This window comes from Nostoc sp. (genome assembly GCF_036917095.1).
Lineage (GTDB): Bacteria > Cyanobacteriota > Cyanobacteriia > Cyanobacteriales > Nostocaceae > Nostoc.
In genome coordinates this window covers 305,926-325,627 of the sequence record NZ_JBALFH010000015.1, presented here as the reverse complement: position 1 = coordinate 325,627, position 19,702 = coordinate 305,926, and the positions used below count along the sequence as shown (strand labels likewise).

Here is a 19,702-nt window from a genome sequence, read left to right as displayed (position 1 = left end):
CACTGGTTACAACACCCACCTCAGAATGAATTCTGAGGCTAATAGCTCAAGTCTTCTAAAGAAGACTAAGAAAAAAGTTTTAGTCCACTTGAGTGGACTTGAGCTATTAGCCTGTGAAATTTATTTCTGGGCGGGCTGGGGGGCTAATCAAGAATCATGTTAAATTTTTAGATTAATTTTAAATTAAAAGGACTGATTCTGAATATTTCCTGTTCCACCTGGCATTACTACCTGACCAATTTTATCTGCTAATTTTTCCAGGTTAGGCATAGCCAGAATTTCAGCCAATTTAGGATTTGGTTCTGCCTTAGCTGCTGCGGCCAATTCCTGCATAGCTTGATTGACTTCAGGATTAGCTTTAGCAGCAGATTCCACCTCTAGTACAGCCTTGCCATAATCAAGTGGTTGCTCTGGTGCTTTCTCTATAGCTGTTACAGTATGGGGAGAGTGCTTTTTGAGGGTGACGAGAAACTTGCCAGTCTTATCCAATAAAGTTTCTGTTACCTTTTCGGTTGTTTTTTCTAAGGCTTTGGTGGCTATTATAGTGCCGATCGCGATCGCCGCAGTTTCAAGTATCATATCTTCGTCTGATTATGTGTATGCTATCTACTTATTAACACGTTGCCTTTGTTGTAAATTCCCTAATTTTTAGCCCTGGCGATTAAAAATCGTGGCTATACAAACATAGGTAAAGGTTTCCCGCAGGGGAGTCCGCCTATCGCGCTTGTGCTACGCTTCGCACACCACGCGCAATACGGTTCGGTTGAGGTTTTTTGATGAAAATTCTACATTGCGAAGACGCGATAAATCGCCGTCTCTTGCCTTAACCAAAACGTATTGGGTACAACTGTTTCATCAACAAAAAGATGGTTTTCATCAACAAAATCATGCTTTTCATCAACAAAAACATGCTTTTCATCAACAAAAACATGCTTTTCATCAACAAAAGCATCGTTTTCATCAACAAAAACATGCTTTTCATCAACAAAATCATAATTTTTGTGATAAATACTGATGTTTACATCATATTAAATACTAAATTATGAGGATTTTACCGAACTAAGATACAGCTTTAGTAAGGCAAACTAGCTCTAAAGCAGAATCAAAGGGATACATTTATGCCTGGTCAAAAACGTACATATCGCGTTTTAGAAAAAGCTGAATTAAGAGCGGCGGGACTTAAAGCAATCGATCCTACTATGGATTTTGGGGATGCTCGCAACTTGCAAAACATGACACAGCTAATTGAGCAGTACCGTAGCAAGATAGATGCTTATAATACTGCTCTAGCCACCATCGACTCTTCTAGATCAGAGATGAATGAATTGGATAAAACCTTAAGTGACCTCACTGAGAAAATGCTCATTGGGGTTGCTTTTAAATACGGCAAAGATAGCCGTGAATATGAAATGGCGGGTGCTGTTCGTAAAAGCGATCGCATTCGCAAAAGCAGAGCCACACGCTTAAAGGCGACTTCAAAGGAATCAGTCGGTGAGAATACTAAAACTGCATATATTAGTGGATTGGATGGAGCGATCGCAGAATAAATGCATTCCCATACTTTAGTATGGGAACGAGGAAAACTCTCTACTCCTCACTTGCGATTACGCCGCTTTTTTCCAAGGAAGTTTGACTGTAAAACGACTGCCTTTGCCTAACTGACTTTCGGCATGGACAGTCCCACCGTGCAACTCTACAATTTTTTGCACCATCACTAATCCTAAACCAGTACCTGGGGAACGACTGTTAGAGGAGTTTTCAACCTGCACAAAAGGTTGAAATAATTTGAAAAGGTCATCGGAAAGCATCCCAATACCAGTATCTACCACGCTGAAAAAGATATATTCATTTGTGGAATTTGGCTGGACTTCAATCCAGACTTCGCCCCCTTCTTTAGTAAACTCGATCGCGTTAGTCAACAGGTTGATAAATACTTGGCGGATGCGGCGTTCATCGATTTGGATGGGTTCGAGTTCTTCAGGTATTTCTGCCCTCAGGCGGATATTTTTCTGGAACGCCAGATGTTTGACAGAACTCAGGCTAGAGTCACATAATGCCTGAATTGAAGTAGCAGCTAGTTGCAGTTCTATCTTGCTGGATTGGGTGTCGGTAAGCTCGAGGATTTGATTAATCAATTCTAGTAAGTTCTTACCGCTGGATTCGAGGAGATTTAGAGACTGGCGCTGTTCTTGGCTCACAGCCCCGTATACTCCATCTTGGAGTGCTTCTGTGATTCCCAGAATGGAGTTTAAAGGATTCTTCAAGTCATGGCTGATGTTTTGTAAAAAGGTGCTTTTGGCACGATTTGCCACTTCGGCAGCTTCTTTAGCCTCACGCAATGCGGATTCTGCCCGTTTGCGATCGCATACCTCTAAAGTCAGGGTGACAATTTCCGCGATTGAGCTAACGAAGCTTTGCTCGCTCAATTCCCATATCCGAGGAATATCAATCTGTTCGTACAATACTGTTCCCACAACTTCGCCCCCAACCCAAATGGAGGTATTAATTAGGGATACAATATTCTTTTGTTCTAACAGTTCATCCCATAATTCTTGTACCCGTGGATCGGTGCGAGTGTCGGTGACGGCGATGGTACGGGCTGATGTCAGGGATTTAAAGTAGATTGGATAATCTTCAAGGTTGCGTTCTACATCTGCGGAATGTCTCTGGTTGCTACGTTCATAGAGACTTATACATTGTAGTTTGGTGCGTTGGCGCAGCCTGTCGTAGGCATCGCCATTAAATAACCACACACTGACTCGTTCTACTTCTAAAGCATTTGCTGCTTTCTCAGTAATGAATTTGAATGCCTTTTCCAGCTTTCCTTCTGAAATTGCCCTGTGATTTGCCAGTTCTGCCAACGCCCGATGATGCTGGCTCAATTTTTGCTCGCTGTTAATACGTAGTTGAATCTCTTGCTGTAAATCTTGAGTTCGCTGCTTAACTTGCAATTCTAACTCTTCATTTTTGGTAATCTGTGCAGTGAAGGTTTTGCGTAACTGCTGCGCCATCTCGTTAAAAGATCCACTCAGCACCTCTAATTCTTTAATGCCCTGTATCACCACTGAGTCTTCGCCATTGGTAAAATTGGCTAAATCTGTTGTTGCCGTGCTGAAATACAAAATGGGCTGAGTTATCCAACGGGCAGTGAGAATCCCTAGTATAGTAGCTAGTGCCAATGCTCCCAAACAGAGAAAAATTGTAGTTTGAGTGTGGCGATCTATTTGTCCCATAAAGTCTGCTTCTGGGACAGCCACTACAATCAACCAATTAAGATTTTTTTCGCCCTCAAAGGGTCTAACTTCTAAAAATTGTCGTTTGCCGTCAAAAGAGAAATCTAGCTGCTGTAAACTTTGAATCTGGTCAAAGTTACTAAATTTAGTTGCTAAATATTTCGCGGTTGCTTGAGTCAAGGAATTCCCGCTTTGGGAAGCTGCTAACCTAATCGGTTTCCCATTTTGTAAACGGAATGGTTCTTCGGTTGTGGAACTTGCGACTAATAGCCCCGATCGCTCGATAATAAAAATTTGCCCAGACTTGCCAACTTTAATATTTTGCAGCAAATTCCCAATTTGTGATATGTGAGTTAGAGCGCTGTTGACTCCGAGTAACTCGCCTTGGGAGTTATAGATGGGTTGAGATGCACTAATTAGGAACGTTGGCTCGGTGAGGGATGTAAAAATCTGACTAAAACTGAATTTTCTGGCGGTAACTGCTGCTTGATAATCGGGACGCGATCGCGCATCATAGTTTTTGATTACCTCTGGGAGTTGGGTACGTTGACCTTGAGAGTCAATTTTGTAGGTGTAGAGGTCGTACCCAGTTGACTTTTCGGCTTTTTTGAGCAACAATTCGCGATCGTTGAGCTTTTCCACCGCTAGATATTCTTGCTGTTCATTGGTTGCCGTTAAAGCGATGCCTGCGGCGGGCTGCGCCAACGCATCGGGAAAAATCTTTAACTGCTCTATTAAATATGACTCCCAGGTTGCCAGATTTTCTATCTTCAGCCATCCTCTATCAATGATATTTTGATTACTGCCTAGTATTTGACGCAAACTTGAGAGATGAGTCTGTAAATTCTGCTCTACTCCATTGGCAACTTCACGACGCAATTCGCTAGCTACCTCATTGACTGCTTTGTATCCGTTATCAATTGATAAGTATGTAGTAAATCCTACAGCTAGGAAGATTTGCACCAGAAACACCGCTACCAAGATGCGACTTAGGGGTACGCCTTTAAACAGGGAAAAAACACCAGCTTGCCCAGTATTTTTGTTCATCTGCCCGCCCCCCATGCTTCCCCTTTTTGCCCTGTAGTACTGAGTACAATACCTCGACTTCGCTGTCCTGTGGGCTTATGCATAGTTTGTACTCGGTCAGGTCAAGTGCCAATATACCACTTCTGGCAAAAGAACAAAACGTTATATCATATCCGCTTGATTACTTATTAAACCCGAAGAACCCCACCCCGCCAAAGCTATGCTTTGTCTCCCCTCCCGAAGAGCGGCTACGGTGTACACACAAGTCCCCCTTATAAAGGCTACGGTGTACACAGAAGTCTCAAATAGCTGATTAACCAAGTTTTTACCCCACCCTAACCCTCCCCGATATATTGGCTACGGTATATACATAAGTCGAAAAATTCTCTACCCACATTTTTGTCAGAGTGAAACTGTCACACAGACAGGCAATCCCGCCCAGAACTGAAGTTCAGGGCTGATAGCCCAAGTCCACTCAAGTGGACTGAATTAATCATTTAGTCCACTTGAGTGGACTTTAGCTATGAGACTCGGAATTCATTCCGAGGCGGGATAGAAACGTAGTACGAGATTTATTAATAAAGATATGGCTCCGACAAGACTTGTGTGTACACCGTAGCCGCTTGCGGGGAGGGGGGTTGGGGGTGGGGTGCAATGACTGTGGGAATCATGACTATTTATCCGCACATGATATTAGTTAACTGCACTTGTAGATTTCACCCTGTGCTGTACTAGGTACTGAGTACTTAGATGAGAGCAGTAAATTTTGCAGTGAATTGAACCCCCATCAAAATTTGAGAGTCCTTTCCTAGCCACCAGTTCCCTTTTCGCTAATTTAAATTAAATACAAAAATCATTGAAGCTAATATTACCTGTCTCTGGGCGCGATGGATTGTATTGTGATACCGATCGATATGAAAGAAATTTATGGAAAACTGAATCAATTCGTAGCTAGTTAAGATTTATGAGTTATAGCTGGCATTTTTAAAGAAATCTAACTGTAGACAGATGACATTGGAAGCGTTATTGTTAACAACAAGGACTTTTTTTTGGTGCTTAGGCTAGATTCAAGTCTAAGGACTAGAGTAAAGCAGTTAATGACTTAAAGATTGCTCGTAATTTTTCTGTATCTTGCCCACAGCCAGCACCAAGACATAGGTTTTATTACTCATGCTCAACGTACCCACTCACAATTCTCAACAAAATCAGCAACTGATTAACACTGCTGACTGGAACGTTATTGAAACGGAGTTTAACCCGACGCAGTTACATCACAAAGAAACCGTCTTCACTCTTGGTAATGGGCTATTAGGAGTGCGGGGTACGTTTGAGGAAGGGTATTCTCAGGATTTTCCAGCCACACTCATCCACGGTGTTTATGATGATGTGGCAATTACTCATACTCAACTTGTAAACTGTCCCAACTGGCTGCCATTGGTGGTAAAAGTAGCTGGCGAACGCTTTAGCATGGACAGTGGGGAGATTCTCAACTATGAACGTCGGCTCGATCTGCGCTTAGGCTTAGTTAGCCGCGATGTGCGGTGGCGTAGTCCTAGCGGACATACCCTAGATTTTCACTTCGAGCGTTTTACTAGTTTAGCAGATCAACATGTAGTGGCGATTCGCGCTCAAATTACATCCGTAGACTTTGAGGGTGAAATTACCATTGAAGCCGGATTTGACAGCGAACCAGATACTCAAGGCATCAAACATTGGCGAACCCTAAACCAAGGTGGTATAGATCGAATTATCTGGCTAAATAGTCAAACCCTCAACTCAGGTATTCAACTTGGGATGGCAGCTAAGTTAGTGGTAGATGGTGACGAAACTACACCAGTGCGCGTTGAGAATGCTTCTAGTTCTCCCACTTTGACAGCCACCTTTGAGTTATATCCAGGAAAAACGGTAACTGTAGAAAAGATTGTCACCCTGTTTACTTCACGACAAACAGAAATTCCGATCGCAGCTGCTTTACAAAGACTCGCTGATGAACCTAGATATGCTACCCTATTGGCAGCTCACATTGCTGCATGGGAGCAAGTGTGGCAAGACAGTGACATTATTATAGAAGGCGATCGCTTGGCGCAATTGAGCGTCCGTTACAATCTCTTCCAATTACTAGCTGTAACACCACATCACGATAACCGGGTGAGCATCCCTCCCAAAACCCTCTCCGGTTTTGCCTATAGCGGACACATCTTTTGGGATACGGAAATCTTCATTCTTCCCTTCCTCACCTTAACTCAACCAGCCCTAGCGCGGAACTTGCTCACCTACCGCTACCACACCTTAGAAGGAGCTAGACGCAAAGCTCAAGAAGCCGGTTATCAAGGAGCCATGTTTGCTTGGGAAAGTGCTACTACTGGCGATGAAGTCACTCCGCGCTGGGTACCAGCTCCCAATGGTGAATTAATCCGCATCTGGTGCGGTGACATTGAAGTGCATATCACCGCAGATGTTGCCTATGCAGTTTTACACTATTGGCAGGCTACCAACGATGATGACTGGATGCGGGATTACGGCGCGGAAATTATCCTCGATACAGCAGTTTTCTGGGAAAGTCGGGTGCAGTGGAACCAAGAGCGGCACAGCTACGACATCCTAGATGTAATTGGCCCCGATGAAAATCACGATCGCGTCGATAATAATGCCTTCACCAATCTGATGGTACAGTGGCATTTGCAATCAGCTTTGGGGCTGTGGGACTGGCTCAAACAAGCCTACCCTGAAACCTCAGCACAACTGGTGCAAAAACTCAACTTAACCACAGAGCGTCTGCACCGTTGGGCGGAAATCCAAGAGCGTCTATTTGTGAATGAAGATGCCCAAACGGGTTTAATTGAGCAATTTGAAGGCTTTTTCCAGTTAGAAGACGTTAACCTCGCCGATTACGAACCGCGTAGCAAATCTCTGCAAAGTTTGTTGGGAATTGAAGCCACAAACCAAAAGCAGATACTCAAGCAGCCAGATGTCTTGATGCTCTTGTACTTACTGCGCGAGCGCTACGACTATAACACCCTCGCCACCAACTGGGACTATTACAACCAGCGCACCGATCACAGTTATGGTTCTTCACTAGGGCCAGCCATTCATGCCATCTTAGCTTGCGATCTCAATCAACCAGCCGAAGCCTATACGCATTTTATGCGATCGGCCTTGGTAGACTTGGAAGATGTGAGACTAAACGCCGCCGAAGGAATTCACGCCGCCAGTGCTGGAGGAGTTTGGCAAGCAGTAGTTTTTGGGTTTGCCGGTATTCGGATGACTCAATTTGGCCCCGTTGCCTGTCCCAACCTACCACCGAACTGGACGCGTTTGAAGTTTCGCCTGCAATGGCGTAACGAGTGGTATGACTTCGACTTACAAGCCGAAACAGAAGTCAAAGTTCCCGCCTTGGCAGATACACGCTCAAAAATTCAGTGAGATTAGCGATCGCTAAGGTCGAGCTAATTACTAATTTAGCTGAAACAGCAATTCATCCCACGTTTCATTCTTAGGAGCGTGGGATGAATATATTTGGTTTGCGATCGCTTGCACCCATTACCATAAAAGAGTCCTCAGGATTTTTGTCAGCTAACCATTGGTGTTTTAGATAAAAGTCCGATCGCGGCAAAATGTTTGCTATTCTTGCGTGATGGTATCTTACTTGATAGCTATAGCTTTCCACATTGCCCAGCTTCTATGCAAGATTCCTGTGTATAAATATGGTAGAAACTAAATCGAGTTCTCATACACATACAGACACATCAACCAAAGCTGATTCCTTGGCTGGCGTTGTCTCCTCTTCTGCTGCTCAGGAAATCTACGATGTTGTAGTGGTTGGCGCTGGCCCTATTGGGTTAGCAACTGCTATTGGCTTACGTAAACGTGGAATTGAAAATCTGCTTGTCGTCGATCAAACTCGCACCTTCCGTCCAATTGGACAAACAGTGGATCTTCTCCCCAATGGATTACAAGCTCTCAAATATTTAGATTCTAATGCTTACGAAGAAGTCAAAAAAACTGGACTTGGTTTATTGAATTCTAAGCAGTCTAATGACCAGAAAACTGTCGAGTCTACTCAAGGTGAACAACCTCCAAAAACTTCACCTCAATGGGCTTACAAAGATTTACAGGGGCAGATAATTCAGTCAACCTCGCTTAGTTTTGATGACTGGTTTAAAGATTATGGCGAGGGTCGAGTGCCAATTTCTTGGTACGATTTGCAGACAACCCTCAGACAGTTACTTCCACAAGACCGAGTTAAAGCTAATCACCGTTGTATTAATGTTGTGAATGAGCCGGAAAACGGTTGTGTCCGCATAGATTGTGTAGCTGATACACGAATAGAAGCCAACCCCTATGCCTATTGGACAGAGGGGCAGAAACACAATGATGCACAGCCCCAAGACTCAGATATTGCCCCCCAAGAATTAGCACCAAAATCGATTAGAGCTAAACTAATTGTTGCAGCAGACGGGATTAATTCTACAGTTCGTAGGCTACTTTACACAGATAGTCAATACCATGATTTTGCCCGACCCGAATACTCTGGGTTTGCAGCTATATTTTGTATGGAAATACCTGAGATAGCAAAGGAACTGTGGACGAAATTAGAAGAAGATTTCTTTCAAGGCTCACCAATTGTAACAATCACTAATGATGAAATATCTGGAAATTATGTTTGTATAAAGAACATCAGAATCATTTTATTTCATAGATCGACTGGTGGACTAGCGTATATAATACATCTTGCTTTGCCTTTAGACTCCTTGCAAGGAAAGTCTGAAAGTTCTTTAATTGACTTAGCTTTGCAGGAGTTGCAGCAGGCAAACTTTCCTGATGCGCTTAAGCAATTAGTGCGTATGTCTCCTCCTGCCAAGATGCAGCAACGCCCATACTATATTCACCACGCTACCATTTCGGATTCTCTACAAGTTTCTAACACAACTGACCCCAATACTGAAGGCGATTCTGCCAAAATTCCCCCAGCCTGGAGTGTAGGGCGAATCGTATTAGTTGGCGATGCCGCACATGGAATGCCTCCCTTCATGGCTCAAGGAGCTAATCAAGGATTTGAAGATGCGCTGGCAGTTGCAGCACTAATTGCTAAAATTGCTGAGGAGAATAACTGGGACGATCTGCAAGCTATAGCCAAAGCCTTCGAGAAATATGAGTATCTTCGTCGCCCATTAATAGCATACGTCCAACAGGCAACATTAGAGCGATCGCCCTACTCCTCAGACAAACAGTGGCAAGAGTACAACCAACAGCTATATTGTCGCAATTTCGCTCAATTCATAGAGGCGCTGTTGTAAGTACATAGAACGGGAGACAGGTAACCGATCGCTAAAGCGAACATATAGGACTTGTATTTGATTTTTGAACAAAACTCAGTACGAATCTATCCCTTCTTTCCTGTTCCCTGTTCCCTGCCCACGCAAGTAAATTCAGGAATCAAACCAGATTCCTATAGTAGTTTACCGCCCGTGAAAAATTTTGATTACAATGCAGATGTCTACTAGGCGGCGTGCTGTCTATCCACATAAATCCAGAAGATACGCAATGAGTAATCAACTACAAGACTACAATCCCAGCGGCGTAGGTGAAGTAAATGGCAACCTCTTAGGTTTGCCCTGTGATTATGAGTCTGCAAACCTGATTGTCTTTGGTGTACCTTGGGAAGTCACAGTTTCCTATGGCGCAGGCACTGCTAACGGGCCACAGCGAATTCTCGATGCTTCGACTCAACTGGATTTGTTCGATTTTGATAACCCTAATGGTTGGAAGCAGGGAATTTTCATGGTGGAAATTCCTCAAGATATTTTAGAGAAGAATACATACTACCGCGCCTTGGCAGCACAAATTATTGAGCGATTAGCCCAAGGCAAACAACTCTCAGAGAAACCAGATTTAACACCTGTCCTCACAGAAATTAATCAAGTTTGTCAACAGGTGAATCAATGGCTGTTTGAAAATTGTCAAGAAGCAATTAATAATGGTAAGCGAGTTGCCGTCCTTGGTGGAGATCACAGTTCGCCGTTAGGTTATTTCCAAGCATTAGCGACTAAGTACGCAAACTATGGCATTTTGCACATTGATGCCCACGCAGATTTACGTGATGCTTATGAGGGATTCGAGTTTTCCCATGCGTCTATTATGTTTAATGCGATGAAAATACCGCAAATTTCCAAGCTAGTGCAAGTGGCTTTGCGTGATATTAGTCATGATGAAGTGGAAATGATTGACCAATCTGATAGTCGCATTATTGCTTATTACGACCCAGCCATTAAGCAAAAGCTTTACTCTGGAACAACTTGGATTGATTTATGCCGAGAAATTATCAATCATCTACCTGAGTATGTTTACATTAGCTTTGATGCAGATGGTCTAGATCCAAAACTCTGTCCGAGTACAGGTACTCCTGTTCCAGGTGGGTTGGAATTAGAGCAAAGTTTTTGTCTGTTTCGGGAATTAGTCAATAGTGGCAGAAAAATTATTGGCTTTGATATCTGCGAAGTTGGCGATGGGGAGTGGGATGGTAATGTTGGAGCGCGAGTAGTTTACAAGCTGGCAAACTTGATGGATTTGTCTCAGCAGAAAATATAGACGATAAAATTTTGGCAGAGTGGCAATGATACTGAACTCAAGGCAATGACAACAGCAACTCCTTCGTCTCTCAGCCTCAAAGAATTTCTTAAACTGCCAGAAACCAAGCCTGCCAGTGAGTTTATTGACGGTCGAATTTACCAGAAACCTATGCCTCAAGGCAAACACTCTCGTCTGCAACTCAAGTTTTGTGATGCTGTAAATCAAGTTGCCGAAAGCTCACAAATTGCCCTCGCCTTTCCAGAATTGCGTTGTAGTTTTGGTGGACGTTCTATTGTTCCCGATGCTGCTGTATTCATTTGGGAACGAATCCCTTTTGAAGCTGATGGCGAAGTACCCAATGCTTTTGAAATTTATCCCGACTGGACTGTAGAAATTCTCTCACCTGAGCAAAGAGCGACTAAAGTTATCAGTAATATTTTGCACTGCCTTAAACATGGTACTCAGCTAGGATGGTTAATCGATCCAGAGGAACGACTGATTTTAGCATTTTTACCAGGACAGGAACCTATTGAGTTGATAGGTAGCGATCGCCTTCCTACACCAAAGTTTTTAACACTGGATTTGACAGTTGAGCAGGTTTTTGGGTGGCTAATACCAATTCGTAATTCGTAATTAAATCACGAATTGTCAAGTTAAAAACCTCATTATTGGAGTTTTTACCGACTCTTCCTTCGCCAATAATTAAAAATTTTGCTTCGTAGAAGGGTTCTGTTTCGGCTGGATCTCGCACCTTACTAAATCCGCGTTGCTTAATCGATAATTCTGCAATCATTTTGCAGTAGAATTAATCGTCAAGATAGAGGAGGGCTTTGAGATGACTCGTGTCATCATTGTGCGCCACGGTCAAAGCGGTTATAACACCGAGAGGCGTATCCAAGGGCGCACTGATGCGTCCACATTAACCGAAAAAGGACGTAACGATGCCAGAAAAGCAGGCAAAGCCCTCAGCAATATTTTATTTAATGCGATTTACAGCAGTCCCTTGCAACGAGCGAAACATACAGCAGATATTATCCATAGTGAGTTAGCTACTCATGCGGAACAATCTGCTGTAATCCAAGTTTCTGATTTGCTGCTAGAAATCGACTTACCTTTATGGGAAGCACTGCTGACTGCTGAAGTAAAGCAGAAATTTGCCGAAGACTACCGCACTTGGCATCAACGCCCCGACGAACTGCGAATGCTGCTTAATGATGCACAAGGGACAAGAGAACATTTTCCCGTTCTTGCTTTATACGAACAAGCACGGCAATTTTGGCAAGAAACTTTGTCTCAGCATCAAGGCGAAACTATTCTCATAGTGGGACATAACGGAATTAATCGCGCCCTGATTAGCACAGCGCTAGGAATCCCCCCAAGTCGCTACCATTCAATACAACAATCTAACTGTGGCATCACTGTACTAAATTTTGCTGGAGGATTGGGCGAACCAGTCCAGCTAGAATCCTTAAATCAGACGCAACACACCGGGGAAAGTCTACCCTCATTGCGACCGGATCATCAAGGAATACGGTTATTATTGGTGCGTCACGGTGAAACTGATTGGAATCGCCAAACCAGGTTTCAAGGGCAAATCGATGTCCCTCTCAACGACAACGGCAGACAACAGTCCGAAAAAGCAGGCGCATTTCTCAAAGACGTGGCAATTGATTTTGCTGTAACTAGCCCAATGCTGCGCCCGAAAGAAACAGCAGAGATTATCTTAAAACAGCATCCTCATGTAAAGTTAGACTTGCAAGATGGTTTAAGAGAAATCAGCCACGGACTCTGGGAAGGAAAATTAGAAACAGAGATAGAACAAGAGTTTCCCGGAGAATTGCAGCGCTGGCGGTTAGTACCCGCCCAAGTGCAAATGCCTGAAGGGGAAAATTTGCAAGAGGTGTGGGAACGCAGCGTTGCAGCTTGGCAATCAATTGTGCAAGCTGCATCAGCTAATCAATTCAAAACTGTATTAGTAGTAGCTCATGACGCTACTAATAAAACCTTGCTTTGTTACATTCTGGGTTTATCGTTGGAAAATTTCTGGAATTTTCGCCAGGGTAATGGCGCAGTTAGTGTTATCGACTACCCTGCTGGAATCGATGGATTACCAGTAGTGCAAGCGATGAACATCACCACTCACTTGGGTGGAGGCGTCCTAGATAAAACAGCCGCAGGGGCGTTGTGATAGAGTGCTGAAATGCGAGCGATCGCGGACAAGAGAGACGCGAGCGATCGCGTACAAGAGAGACGCGAGCGATCGCGGACAAGAGAGATGCGAGCGATCGCGGACAAGAGAGACGCGATGAATCGCGTCTGTACAAAAGCAAGGAGTGGAGACGCGATTTATCGCGTCTGTGAGGAATAAAGTTAGAAGCGAGGAATTAGAAGTGAGGAATTAAGGTTAGAAGCAATGGCTGAGGAAGAAATAACTCATAACTTCTAACCCCTAACTCATAACTAAAAACTTTTATGACTGAACTGCTGCAAAAAGTACGGGTGATTGACCCGGTTTCTAAAATCGACGAACTATTTGATGTGCTGATTGCTGATGGTTATATCCAAGAAGTGGCTTCGCACATTTCTGACATCAGTTCCGATACTCAAATCAGAGATTGTCAGGGATTAGTTCTCGGCCCTGGGTTGGTGGATTTATACAGCCACTCCGGCGAACCAGGCTTTGAAGAACGAGAAACCCTCTTGTCTTTTTTACAAGCTGCTACTGCTGGCGGCTTTACCAGAGTTAGCATTTTACCCGATACATCCCCAGCTATTGATAACCCTGCCCTTGTGGCACAGTTGCAGCAAAAAAGAGCAGAGGCGCAGAGAAGCAGAGCCGCAGAAAAGAATTTGTCTCCCTTGCTCCCCTGCTCCCCTGCTCCCCTGCTTCATCTTTGGGGTGCAATCACCCTAGATGCTGCTGGGAAGCAAATGACGGAATTAGCTGATTTAGCCTCTGCTGGAGTTGTTGGTTTTACCGATGGTAAGCCCTTAGAAAATTTGGCGCTGGTGCGGGGAGTGTTAGAGTATCTCCAGCCGTTGGGCAAACCAGTAGCTTTTTGGCCTAGCGATCGCCAGTTAGCAGCAAATGGTGTAATGAGAGAAGGGCCAGATGCTCTGCGTTTCGGTTTACCCCCAATACCCGCCAGTGCAGAAACTACTGCGATCGCAGCTATGCTTGAATTGGTTGCAGCCATCGGTACACCAGTCCATATCATGCGTGTCTCCACATCTCGCAGTGTGGAATTAATCGCCTCAGCCAAAGCTGCTGGTTTACCGATCACCGCCAGCACCACCTGGATGCACCTTTTACTTGATACCAAAGCAGTTAAGAGTTATAACACCAGCTTGCATTTAGACCCGCCTTTAGGTAACCCCCGTGATATGGCGGCGTTGCGTGCAGGGGTACGTGCCGGTGCGATCGATGCGATCGCTATTGACCACACACCCTACAGCTACGAAGAAAAAGTCCAAGCTTTTGCCGAAGCACCTCCAGGGGCAATTGGTTTAGAGTTAGCATTACCTTTGCTATGGCAGTATCTCGTAGAAACTGAGGAATTTACAGCTTTAGAATTATGGCGGGCATTGAGTAGCAGTCCAGCCGAGTGTTTGGGGCAGAAAGTGAGTGCGATTCTACCTCATCAACCAGCAGAACTTACTTTATTCGATCCCCAGCAAACCTGGAAAGTCGAACGGAAAAATCTTTATACACTTTCCCAAAATACACCTTGGTTAGGACAACAGTTGAAGGGTCATGTTGTGCAAACTTGGTGTTGAAAAATGCAAAATACTCTGAAATTCATAACTTTTTATAAAGGTACTAATACATTAGTATTTCAAACTTATATGACTCATAATTTGTTCCAATGATTTGAAAAAAAGCTTGTGTAGCCTACTTAAAACCACTGAATGCAACCGATATCTTGAAGCACTCTTTTCTTGGTTTTGCTTACGAAAATGCACCTAAGTTTTATTATTAAATTCTGTGATGCTAGCGATTAAATTTTTTTGAAAATCATTGTTTTCAACTTAAGATAGATTTGCTCTTACTGCTTGAATTGCTAAATTAAGAATTGATGTAAAGCAGAAAAGGGTGATAGAAAATTGAAATCTATAGCTGTGAAGAAAAAGATTAGTGTAGCTGCGATCGCCATGTTAGCAGCAGGAGTTTTAGCCGGATGTTATAGACCGGAACAACCCCAGGCGGCAGAACCGAATCTAGCCCCGGTTCCAAATACATCCCTACAAACAAATCAGCAAGATCCAGAGACTCTTTCACCTCCTTCTACCCTTGTAAGTGCAACAAGCGACTCAGTTCAAAAACTTCTATCTACCAAAAAATGTCAAAGCTGTAACCTCCGAGGCGCTAACCTAGATAAAGCCGATCTCAACGGAGTAGATTTGAGTAATGCCATCCTAATTGACGCTGACTTGGATGAAACTAATCTGAGTAATGCTAATCTCAGTGGGGCTGATTTAACCGATGCAGACTTAGGAAAGGCAAATTTAACGGGAGCAAATCTCAGCAAAGCTAATTTTACGAAAGCCGATCTAGAAGACGCAAATCTGACCAATGCTAATGTGACTGGTGCAATTTTTACTGGAGCAGACTTAGAGCGGGTAATTGGGTTACGTCGCTAAGATGCGTTGACGCGGCCCGTCAGCTAAGTCAGACTCCAATTCATGCCCAATTCTGACGGCTAATACCTTTCTTCTTCTTGTTAAACTTCTCTACCGCCTGTATGTGAAGAAGTTAACGTTAATAGATAGCCATCCGGCCCAGTCAAAGTAAACGAAGTGTGGATTCTGCCTGTTTCGATCTCAGAAACAGTCAGTCCCCACTTCTTAAAAGTATCTCTGGTAGCAAAAACATCATCTACCATCAGATCGAAAGGCGCATTAATTCCAGGAGCGATCGCCTCTGAACTTGTTCTCAAAACTAAGTGCGTTCCTCCCCGTAATTCTAAAACAGCTAATTGTTCTGATTGAGCGATCGACCGCAGTCCTATCTTGACGAAAAAATCGCTAGCTTCTGGTACATTACTCACATATAATCTCACATGACCAATCGCCACAGGGGGACGGGTATCCTTTTCTTTTGCAATAGTTTCTGGTAGTGACATAGCTTTAATCCAAAAATATTTAGTTACCGTTGTACTCTGTTGCCTTAAGTTGGTCTAGAGCAAATTATTGCCCAAAAGGTTCTTACCTTATTAAGAGAACAGCAGCAGCAAGTACTTCACTTTGTAGAATTTCTGCAATTGAAATCACCAATTATGATTCATGAAGTCCTACGGTTTGAGATTAAACGAAGCTTTGCCTGTCTCCGGGTCGAAAGGCACTGATTGATGCTCATGCACAATCATCCACTTGCCGTCAATCTCACGCAAGCAAACAGTCACCCGTACCCACATTTCAACTTTCCCTCCGTCTGTCAGGGTTCCGCTCACACGATAGAGGTAATGGCAGAAAGCCACCGTTTCGCCCGTCGTGATGCTCAGGTATCGAATTTCATAGCCGATTGAGCCTTGAAACGAAGAAAACCACTTCTGGGCGCGTTCTCTAATCGTATCTGCTCCCATATATTGCAGTGGATTGATGACATCGAAGGACAAAATATCCGGCGCGTGGTTAGATAAAAGCGCGTTGATGTCCTTGTCGCAGACTGCTTTGACGCGCTCTTCGATTATCGTGCGAATTTGGGCTTCATCATTTGATTTATTATTTTCAGTTGTCATATCACTTTCCTTTGTTCAGTTGTTATCCTCTTTTCCAAACTTCATTTTGTAATATACGAAGATTACCAAAGATAGCGATGCCTACGGTGGGCTGCGCCTATGCTATCTAACCACAACCATAGCCTAGCCACGAGCGCCAGTATTAATACGGACTAGAGAATACCTTACACCAAGTACGATCTCATCTGAATGCTGCGCTCGATCGCAAAGCTCGTTATTCTCACCGTGATTATACACGCTCTGCTGATGATGTTTCGCCACGGGCTGAGGGGGGGAAGCTGTAGGGGCTAAGTGCGGTTTAAGATGGGATGCACGCTCTGTGGGCCGAACGTCAGATTTTCATCACCAGGGAAATACAGGACTTCCTGGCTTAGGCATCCATTTATTCCTCGTCACTGGATTTAGAGCTTCGCAGCACAAACCCACCTATTGCGTCCTTGTTCTTTAGCTTTATACAAAGCTTTATCAGCTGCATTAATCAAGTCTTGAGGTGAACTTTTAGCTGTTGGTTTATGAATCGCAACACCTAAACTGACGGTCAAAAAAGATTGAAAGTTATTCTGATTCTTATGGGGAATCTTTAACTGTTGAATAGACTTTTGAATCAACTTAGTTACTTTGATAGCACCTAATTCGTTCGTATTTGGCAAAATGACAATAAATTCTTCACCACCATAACGAGCTAGTAGATCGGTAGGACGCTTTAATACAGCTTGTGCTGCACGAGCAACTTGTATTAAGCATTCATCTCCAGCTAGGTGTCCATAAGAATCGTTATAACCCTTGAAATAGTCAATATCAAATAGAACTAAAGATAAGTAATTCTCAGTTCGTCCTAGTCGAACCCATTCCTGCTCTAAAAATTCATCAAAACAATGACGGTTTGCGATTTTGGTTAGACCATCTAACTTACTAAGTTTTTCTAGCTGAGAATTTGCGAGTTCTAAAGCATGGTTCGCTTGAGCAAGTTGATGAGCTTGAGAGCGGGATTGCTCTAATAATTCCGAATGTTCTAAAGCCACATTAAACTGAGCTGCTAACTGTCGGATAAATTGAATTTCAGGCGTTTTCCATTCGCGCGAACAACGACACTGATGAACACATAACAATCCCCATAAAGTTTTTCCTTTCATTAGAGGTACAACAATTTGCGCCTTGATTTGAAATTGCTCTAACAGTTGAAGGTGGCAATCCTTTAGCCCAGCTTGATAAATATCTGATAATACCTGTATACGTCCTTGGTGATAAGCAACTGCATATTTTTCACCAAAACAATCATCCATCACCTTGATGGCGATCGTCGAATCGTATTCAGGCAATACATTCTCGGAGACAAATTCACCAGAGGTATAGTTAGATTCCGGGTAAAATCGAAAGATACTGACGCGATCGGTACGGAGAGCTTTACGAATTTCTCGTGCAGTTGTCTTAAACAAGGTTTCTAAATTAAGAGATTCACGAATTTCAGCAACTAAATTAAACAGAATATCTTGCTGCTCATTCGCTTTATGCAGTTCTGCTGCTTTTTGTTCTGCTTGAGCTAAAAATTCTGCTTGTTTAACTGCAAACCCTAACTGCGTTGCAATCTGAGACAGAAACTGAATTTCTAATTTTTTCCATTCATGTGGCTGTGAGTGCTGATAAGCAGCAAGTACTCCCCACAGTTTTTTTCCAACAAAAATTGGTGCAGTTGCATAAGCTCGAATATGGAACTGTTCTAAAATTTCTAAATGGCATTGAGACAAGCCGATTGCGTAGACATCTGAAACAACCAAAGTTTCATTATTACGATATCGTCCACCTTGATGTTCTTGTAGATAAGAGTCATTCCAAACTGTATTTTTTCCTAATGTGTCTACATCATCCCATCCCGGCTCTGCAAACTCAAATTCGCTGACAAATTCTCCACCCCAGTTTTCATCGAAACGATAGACGGCAATCCGCTCAATGCGGAGTAACTTGCAAGTTTCCTTAGTAGCTGTACGAAAGATTTTTTCTAACTCAAGAGAAGCTCGGATTTTGCTAATCACTCTGTAAAGCGCCCTTTCTTGCTCTTCTAGCTGCTGAATTTGAACGTATTTATCATGCAGTTGAGTTTCTAAATTACTAACACTAGGCTGTCCTAAAAGCTTACAGAGCAAATGAGCAAATAATTTCAGTATTTCCGGAATTGTTTTGTATAACATAATTTAAATTGATCTAGTAAAATTACAGATGAAAAAAGACAGCTACAAGGCTGTAGCAACGTAATTTATTTTGTATTGTATAGCCATTATCCCGCAAGGAAGTTTCGCAGTACTAGCAGCCCTAAACCTTTACTAAAAGTCATTGTCAGCCTTTTTAAAAAAGCCGTTACTGGCCTCGATTTCTGACATCAGGGTGCCTTGTTTGTTCAGAGTATAGATACTCGGAAGCATCTGGAAAGACGTTAGCGAGTCAAAAGTGATAAATAGAAATATGCCATATTTGTTCAAAATAACTTATTTTCATAGCGTTGAGGTTAGCATCAATTTCAAGCGCGTACAATTTACCCATTTTGGCACGGTGATGCCATTAATACCTCAAGAAACTATGAAGTTTCAAAAAATAGTTTAAAAAGTGAATGCCAAACTTGCAGAGTCATTATATAAACAGTTTGCTGCTAGTACAATTATCTCTGAGATTCGGGTAAAGTCGCAGTAATGAAGTAAGCAACTCTCTCTCGACAATGAAATGCCGAAAGCAGATAAAGTTTATTTACTACAAGAAGTAATTAAACAATACAGACTATTTAAAAACTTGAAACAGTCTGAACTGACTTGAGATGACAAACTGTTTATAGAAAACTTTCAGACTGCATAACACTTTTGGAGTCCGGCGAGAATCTACCCAATACTTCTCGGTTAGCGCAATTAGTCGTTGCAGATCCCCCCAACCCCCCGATAAATTGGGGGGCTTCTAACCCTCTTTTACCCCCTTTTTAAGGGGGTCGCCGTAGGCGGGGGGATCTGAATTTAGGACGGCTCAACCCTTATCCGAGAAGTATTGAGAATCTACCTCTACGTAGAGCAATTTCTTGAACAGCTACAAAAACACTCCTTTTACTCTTGTAAGCTGGGCTTTCTAAGGCATAAAAAGTCGGGATTTGAAATGTTT

14 protein-coding genes are annotated in these 19,702 nt (G+C 43.1%); 9 read left to right on the top strand and 5 right to left on the bottom strand.

Annotated elements, in window-relative coordinates; translation table 11 throughout:
- Window positions 1-183: 183 nt before the first annotated feature.
- A complete protein-coding gene (locus V7L01_RS05520) occupies window positions 184-579 on the bottom strand; it encodes a hypothetical protein (protein ID WP_335032672.1) in 396 nt (131 codons plus the stop codon).
- Window positions 580-1,118: 539 nt separating this feature from the next.
- Here V7L01_RS05520 and V7L01_RS05515 point away from each other — a divergent pair.
- Entirely contained in the window at window positions 1,119-1,547 is a 429-nt protein-coding gene (locus tag V7L01_RS05515) for a hypothetical protein (protein ID WP_335032670.1), read from the top strand.
- A gap of 57 nt (window positions 1,548-1,604) precedes the next feature.
- On the opposite strand, the gene V7L01_RS05510 is transcribed toward V7L01_RS05515, so the two are convergent.
- Window positions 1,605-4,280: an ATP-binding protein gene (locus tag V7L01_RS05510; protein ID WP_335032668.1), complete on the bottom strand. Its 2,676-nt coding sequence runs from the start codon at window positions 4,278-4,280 to the stop codon at window positions 1,605-1,607.
- Between the two features lie 1,149 nt (window positions 4,281-5,429).
- Between V7L01_RS05510 and V7L01_RS05505 the strand changes: the two genes are divergently transcribed.
- From V7L01_RS05505 to V7L01_RS05470, 8 genes are all read left to right on the top strand, one after another.
- Window positions 5,430-7,682, top strand: a complete 2,253-nt coding sequence (locus V7L01_RS05505; protein WP_335032666.1) for a glycoside hydrolase family 65 protein — start codon at window positions 5,430-5,432, stop codon at window positions 7,680-7,682.
- A 281-nt stretch (window positions 7,683-7,963) separates the two neighbouring features.
- The gene (locus tag V7L01_RS05500) at window positions 7,964-9,556 is read left to right on the top strand and encodes an FAD-dependent oxidoreductase (RefSeq protein WP_335032664.1); all 1,593 of its coding nucleotides are present in this window, start codon (window positions 7,964-7,966) and stop codon (window positions 9,554-9,556) included.
- Between the two features lie 247 nt (window positions 9,557-9,803).
- Window positions 9,804-10,847 carry an agmatinase SpeB gene (gene speB, locus V7L01_RS05495; RefSeq protein ID WP_335032662.1) on the top strand — a complete coding sequence of 348 codons (1,044 nt, stop codon included), beginning with the start codon at window positions 9,804-9,806 and terminating at the stop codon, window positions 10,845-10,847.
- A 45-nt stretch (window positions 10,848-10,892) separates the two neighbouring features.
- Window positions 10,893-11,462, top strand: a complete 570-nt coding sequence (locus V7L01_RS05490) for a Uma2 family endonuclease (RefSeq protein ID WP_335032661.1) — start codon at window positions 10,893-10,895, stop codon at window positions 11,460-11,462.
- Window positions 11,463-11,664: 202 nt separating this feature from the next.
- Window positions 11,665-13,017, top strand: a complete 1,353-nt coding sequence (locus V7L01_RS05485; RefSeq protein ID WP_335032659.1) for a histidine phosphatase family protein — start codon at window positions 11,665-11,667, stop codon at window positions 13,015-13,017.
- A gap of 12 nt (window positions 13,018-13,029) precedes the next feature.
- Complete coding sequence (locus tag V7L01_RS05480; RefSeq protein WP_335032657.1) at window positions 13,030-13,197, top strand: hypothetical protein; 168 nt, start codon at window positions 13,030-13,032, stop codon at window positions 13,195-13,197.
- Between the two features lie 104 nt (window positions 13,198-13,301).
- Window positions 13,302-14,606, top strand: a complete 1,305-nt coding sequence (locus V7L01_RS05475; protein WP_335032655.1) for a dihydroorotase — start codon at window positions 13,302-13,304, stop codon at window positions 14,604-14,606.
- A gap of 327 nt (window positions 14,607-14,933) precedes the next feature.
- Window positions 14,934-15,470 (top strand): pentapeptide repeat-containing protein, encoded by a 537-nt coding sequence (locus tag V7L01_RS05470; protein WP_335032653.1) that lies wholly within the window; start codon window positions 14,934-14,936, stop codon window positions 15,468-15,470.
- 80 nt (window positions 15,471-15,550) lie between these two features.
- Here the strand turns inward: V7L01_RS05470 and V7L01_RS05465 are convergent, their stop codons facing one another.
- The 3 genes from V7L01_RS05465 to V7L01_RS05455 all read right to left on the bottom strand — a co-directional run bounded on the left by V7L01_RS05465 (window position 15,551) and on the right by V7L01_RS05455 (window position 18,753).
- A complete protein-coding gene (locus V7L01_RS05465; RefSeq protein WP_335032651.1) occupies window positions 15,551-15,952 on the bottom strand; it encodes a VOC family protein in 402 nt (133 codons plus the stop codon).
- Between the two features lie 168 nt (window positions 15,953-16,120).
- On the bottom strand, window positions 16,121-16,567 hold the full coding sequence (locus V7L01_RS05460; protein WP_335032650.1) for a YybH family protein: 447 nt from the start codon (window positions 16,565-16,567) through the stop codon (window positions 16,121-16,123).
- 401 nt (window positions 16,568-16,968) lie between these two features.
- Window positions 16,969-18,753, bottom strand: coding sequence for a diguanylate cyclase domain-containing protein (locus tag V7L01_RS05455; RefSeq protein WP_335032648.1), 1,785 nt, complete (start codon window positions 18,751-18,753; stop codon window positions 16,969-16,971).
- Between the last annotated feature and the right edge of the window lie 949 nt (window positions 18,754-19,702).

Bases quoted from the DNA above. Each gene is read 5' to 3' on its own strand.
- V7L01_RS05520 (WP_335032672.1), bottom strand. From the start codon at position 579: ATGATACTTGAAACTGCGGCGATCGCGATCGGCACTATAATAGCCACC.
- V7L01_RS05515 (WP_335032670.1), top strand. From the start codon at position 1,119: ATGCCTGGTCAAAAACGTACATATCGCGTTTTAGAAAAAGCTGAATTA.
- V7L01_RS05510 (WP_335032668.1), bottom strand. From the start codon at position 4,280: ATGAACAAAAATACTGGGCAAGCTGGTGTTTTTTCCCTGTTTAAAGGC.
- V7L01_RS05505 (WP_335032666.1), top strand. From the start codon at position 5,430: ATGCTCAACGTACCCACTCACAATTCTCAACAAAATCAGCAACTGATT.
- V7L01_RS05500 (WP_335032664.1), top strand. From the start codon at position 7,964: ATGGTAGAAACTAAATCGAGTTCTCATACACATACAGACACATCAACC.
- speB (WP_335032662.1), top strand. From the start codon at position 9,804: ATGAGTAATCAACTACAAGACTACAATCCCAGCGGCGTAGGTGAAGTA.
- V7L01_RS05490 (WP_335032661.1), top strand. From the start codon at position 10,893: ATGACAACAGCAACTCCTTCGTCTCTCAGCCTCAAAGAATTTCTTAAA.
- V7L01_RS05485 (WP_335032659.1), top strand. From the start codon at position 11,665: ATGACTCGTGTCATCATTGTGCGCCACGGTCAAAGCGGTTATAACACC.
- V7L01_RS05480 (WP_335032657.1), top strand. From the start codon at position 13,030: ATGCGAGCGATCGCGGACAAGAGAGACGCGAGCGATCGCGTACAAGAG.
- V7L01_RS05475 (WP_335032655.1), top strand. From the start codon at position 13,302: ATGACTGAACTGCTGCAAAAAGTACGGGTGATTGACCCGGTTTCTAAA.
- V7L01_RS05465 (WP_335032651.1), bottom strand. From the start codon at position 15,952: ATGTCACTACCAGAAACTATTGCAAAAGAAAAGGATACCCGTCCCCCT.
- V7L01_RS05460 (WP_335032650.1), bottom strand. From the start codon at position 16,567: ATGACAACTGAAAATAATAAATCAAATGATGAAGCCCAAATTCGCACG.
- V7L01_RS05455 (WP_335032648.1), bottom strand. From the start codon at position 18,753: ATGTTATACAAAACAATTCCGGAAATACTGAAATTATTTGCTCATTTG.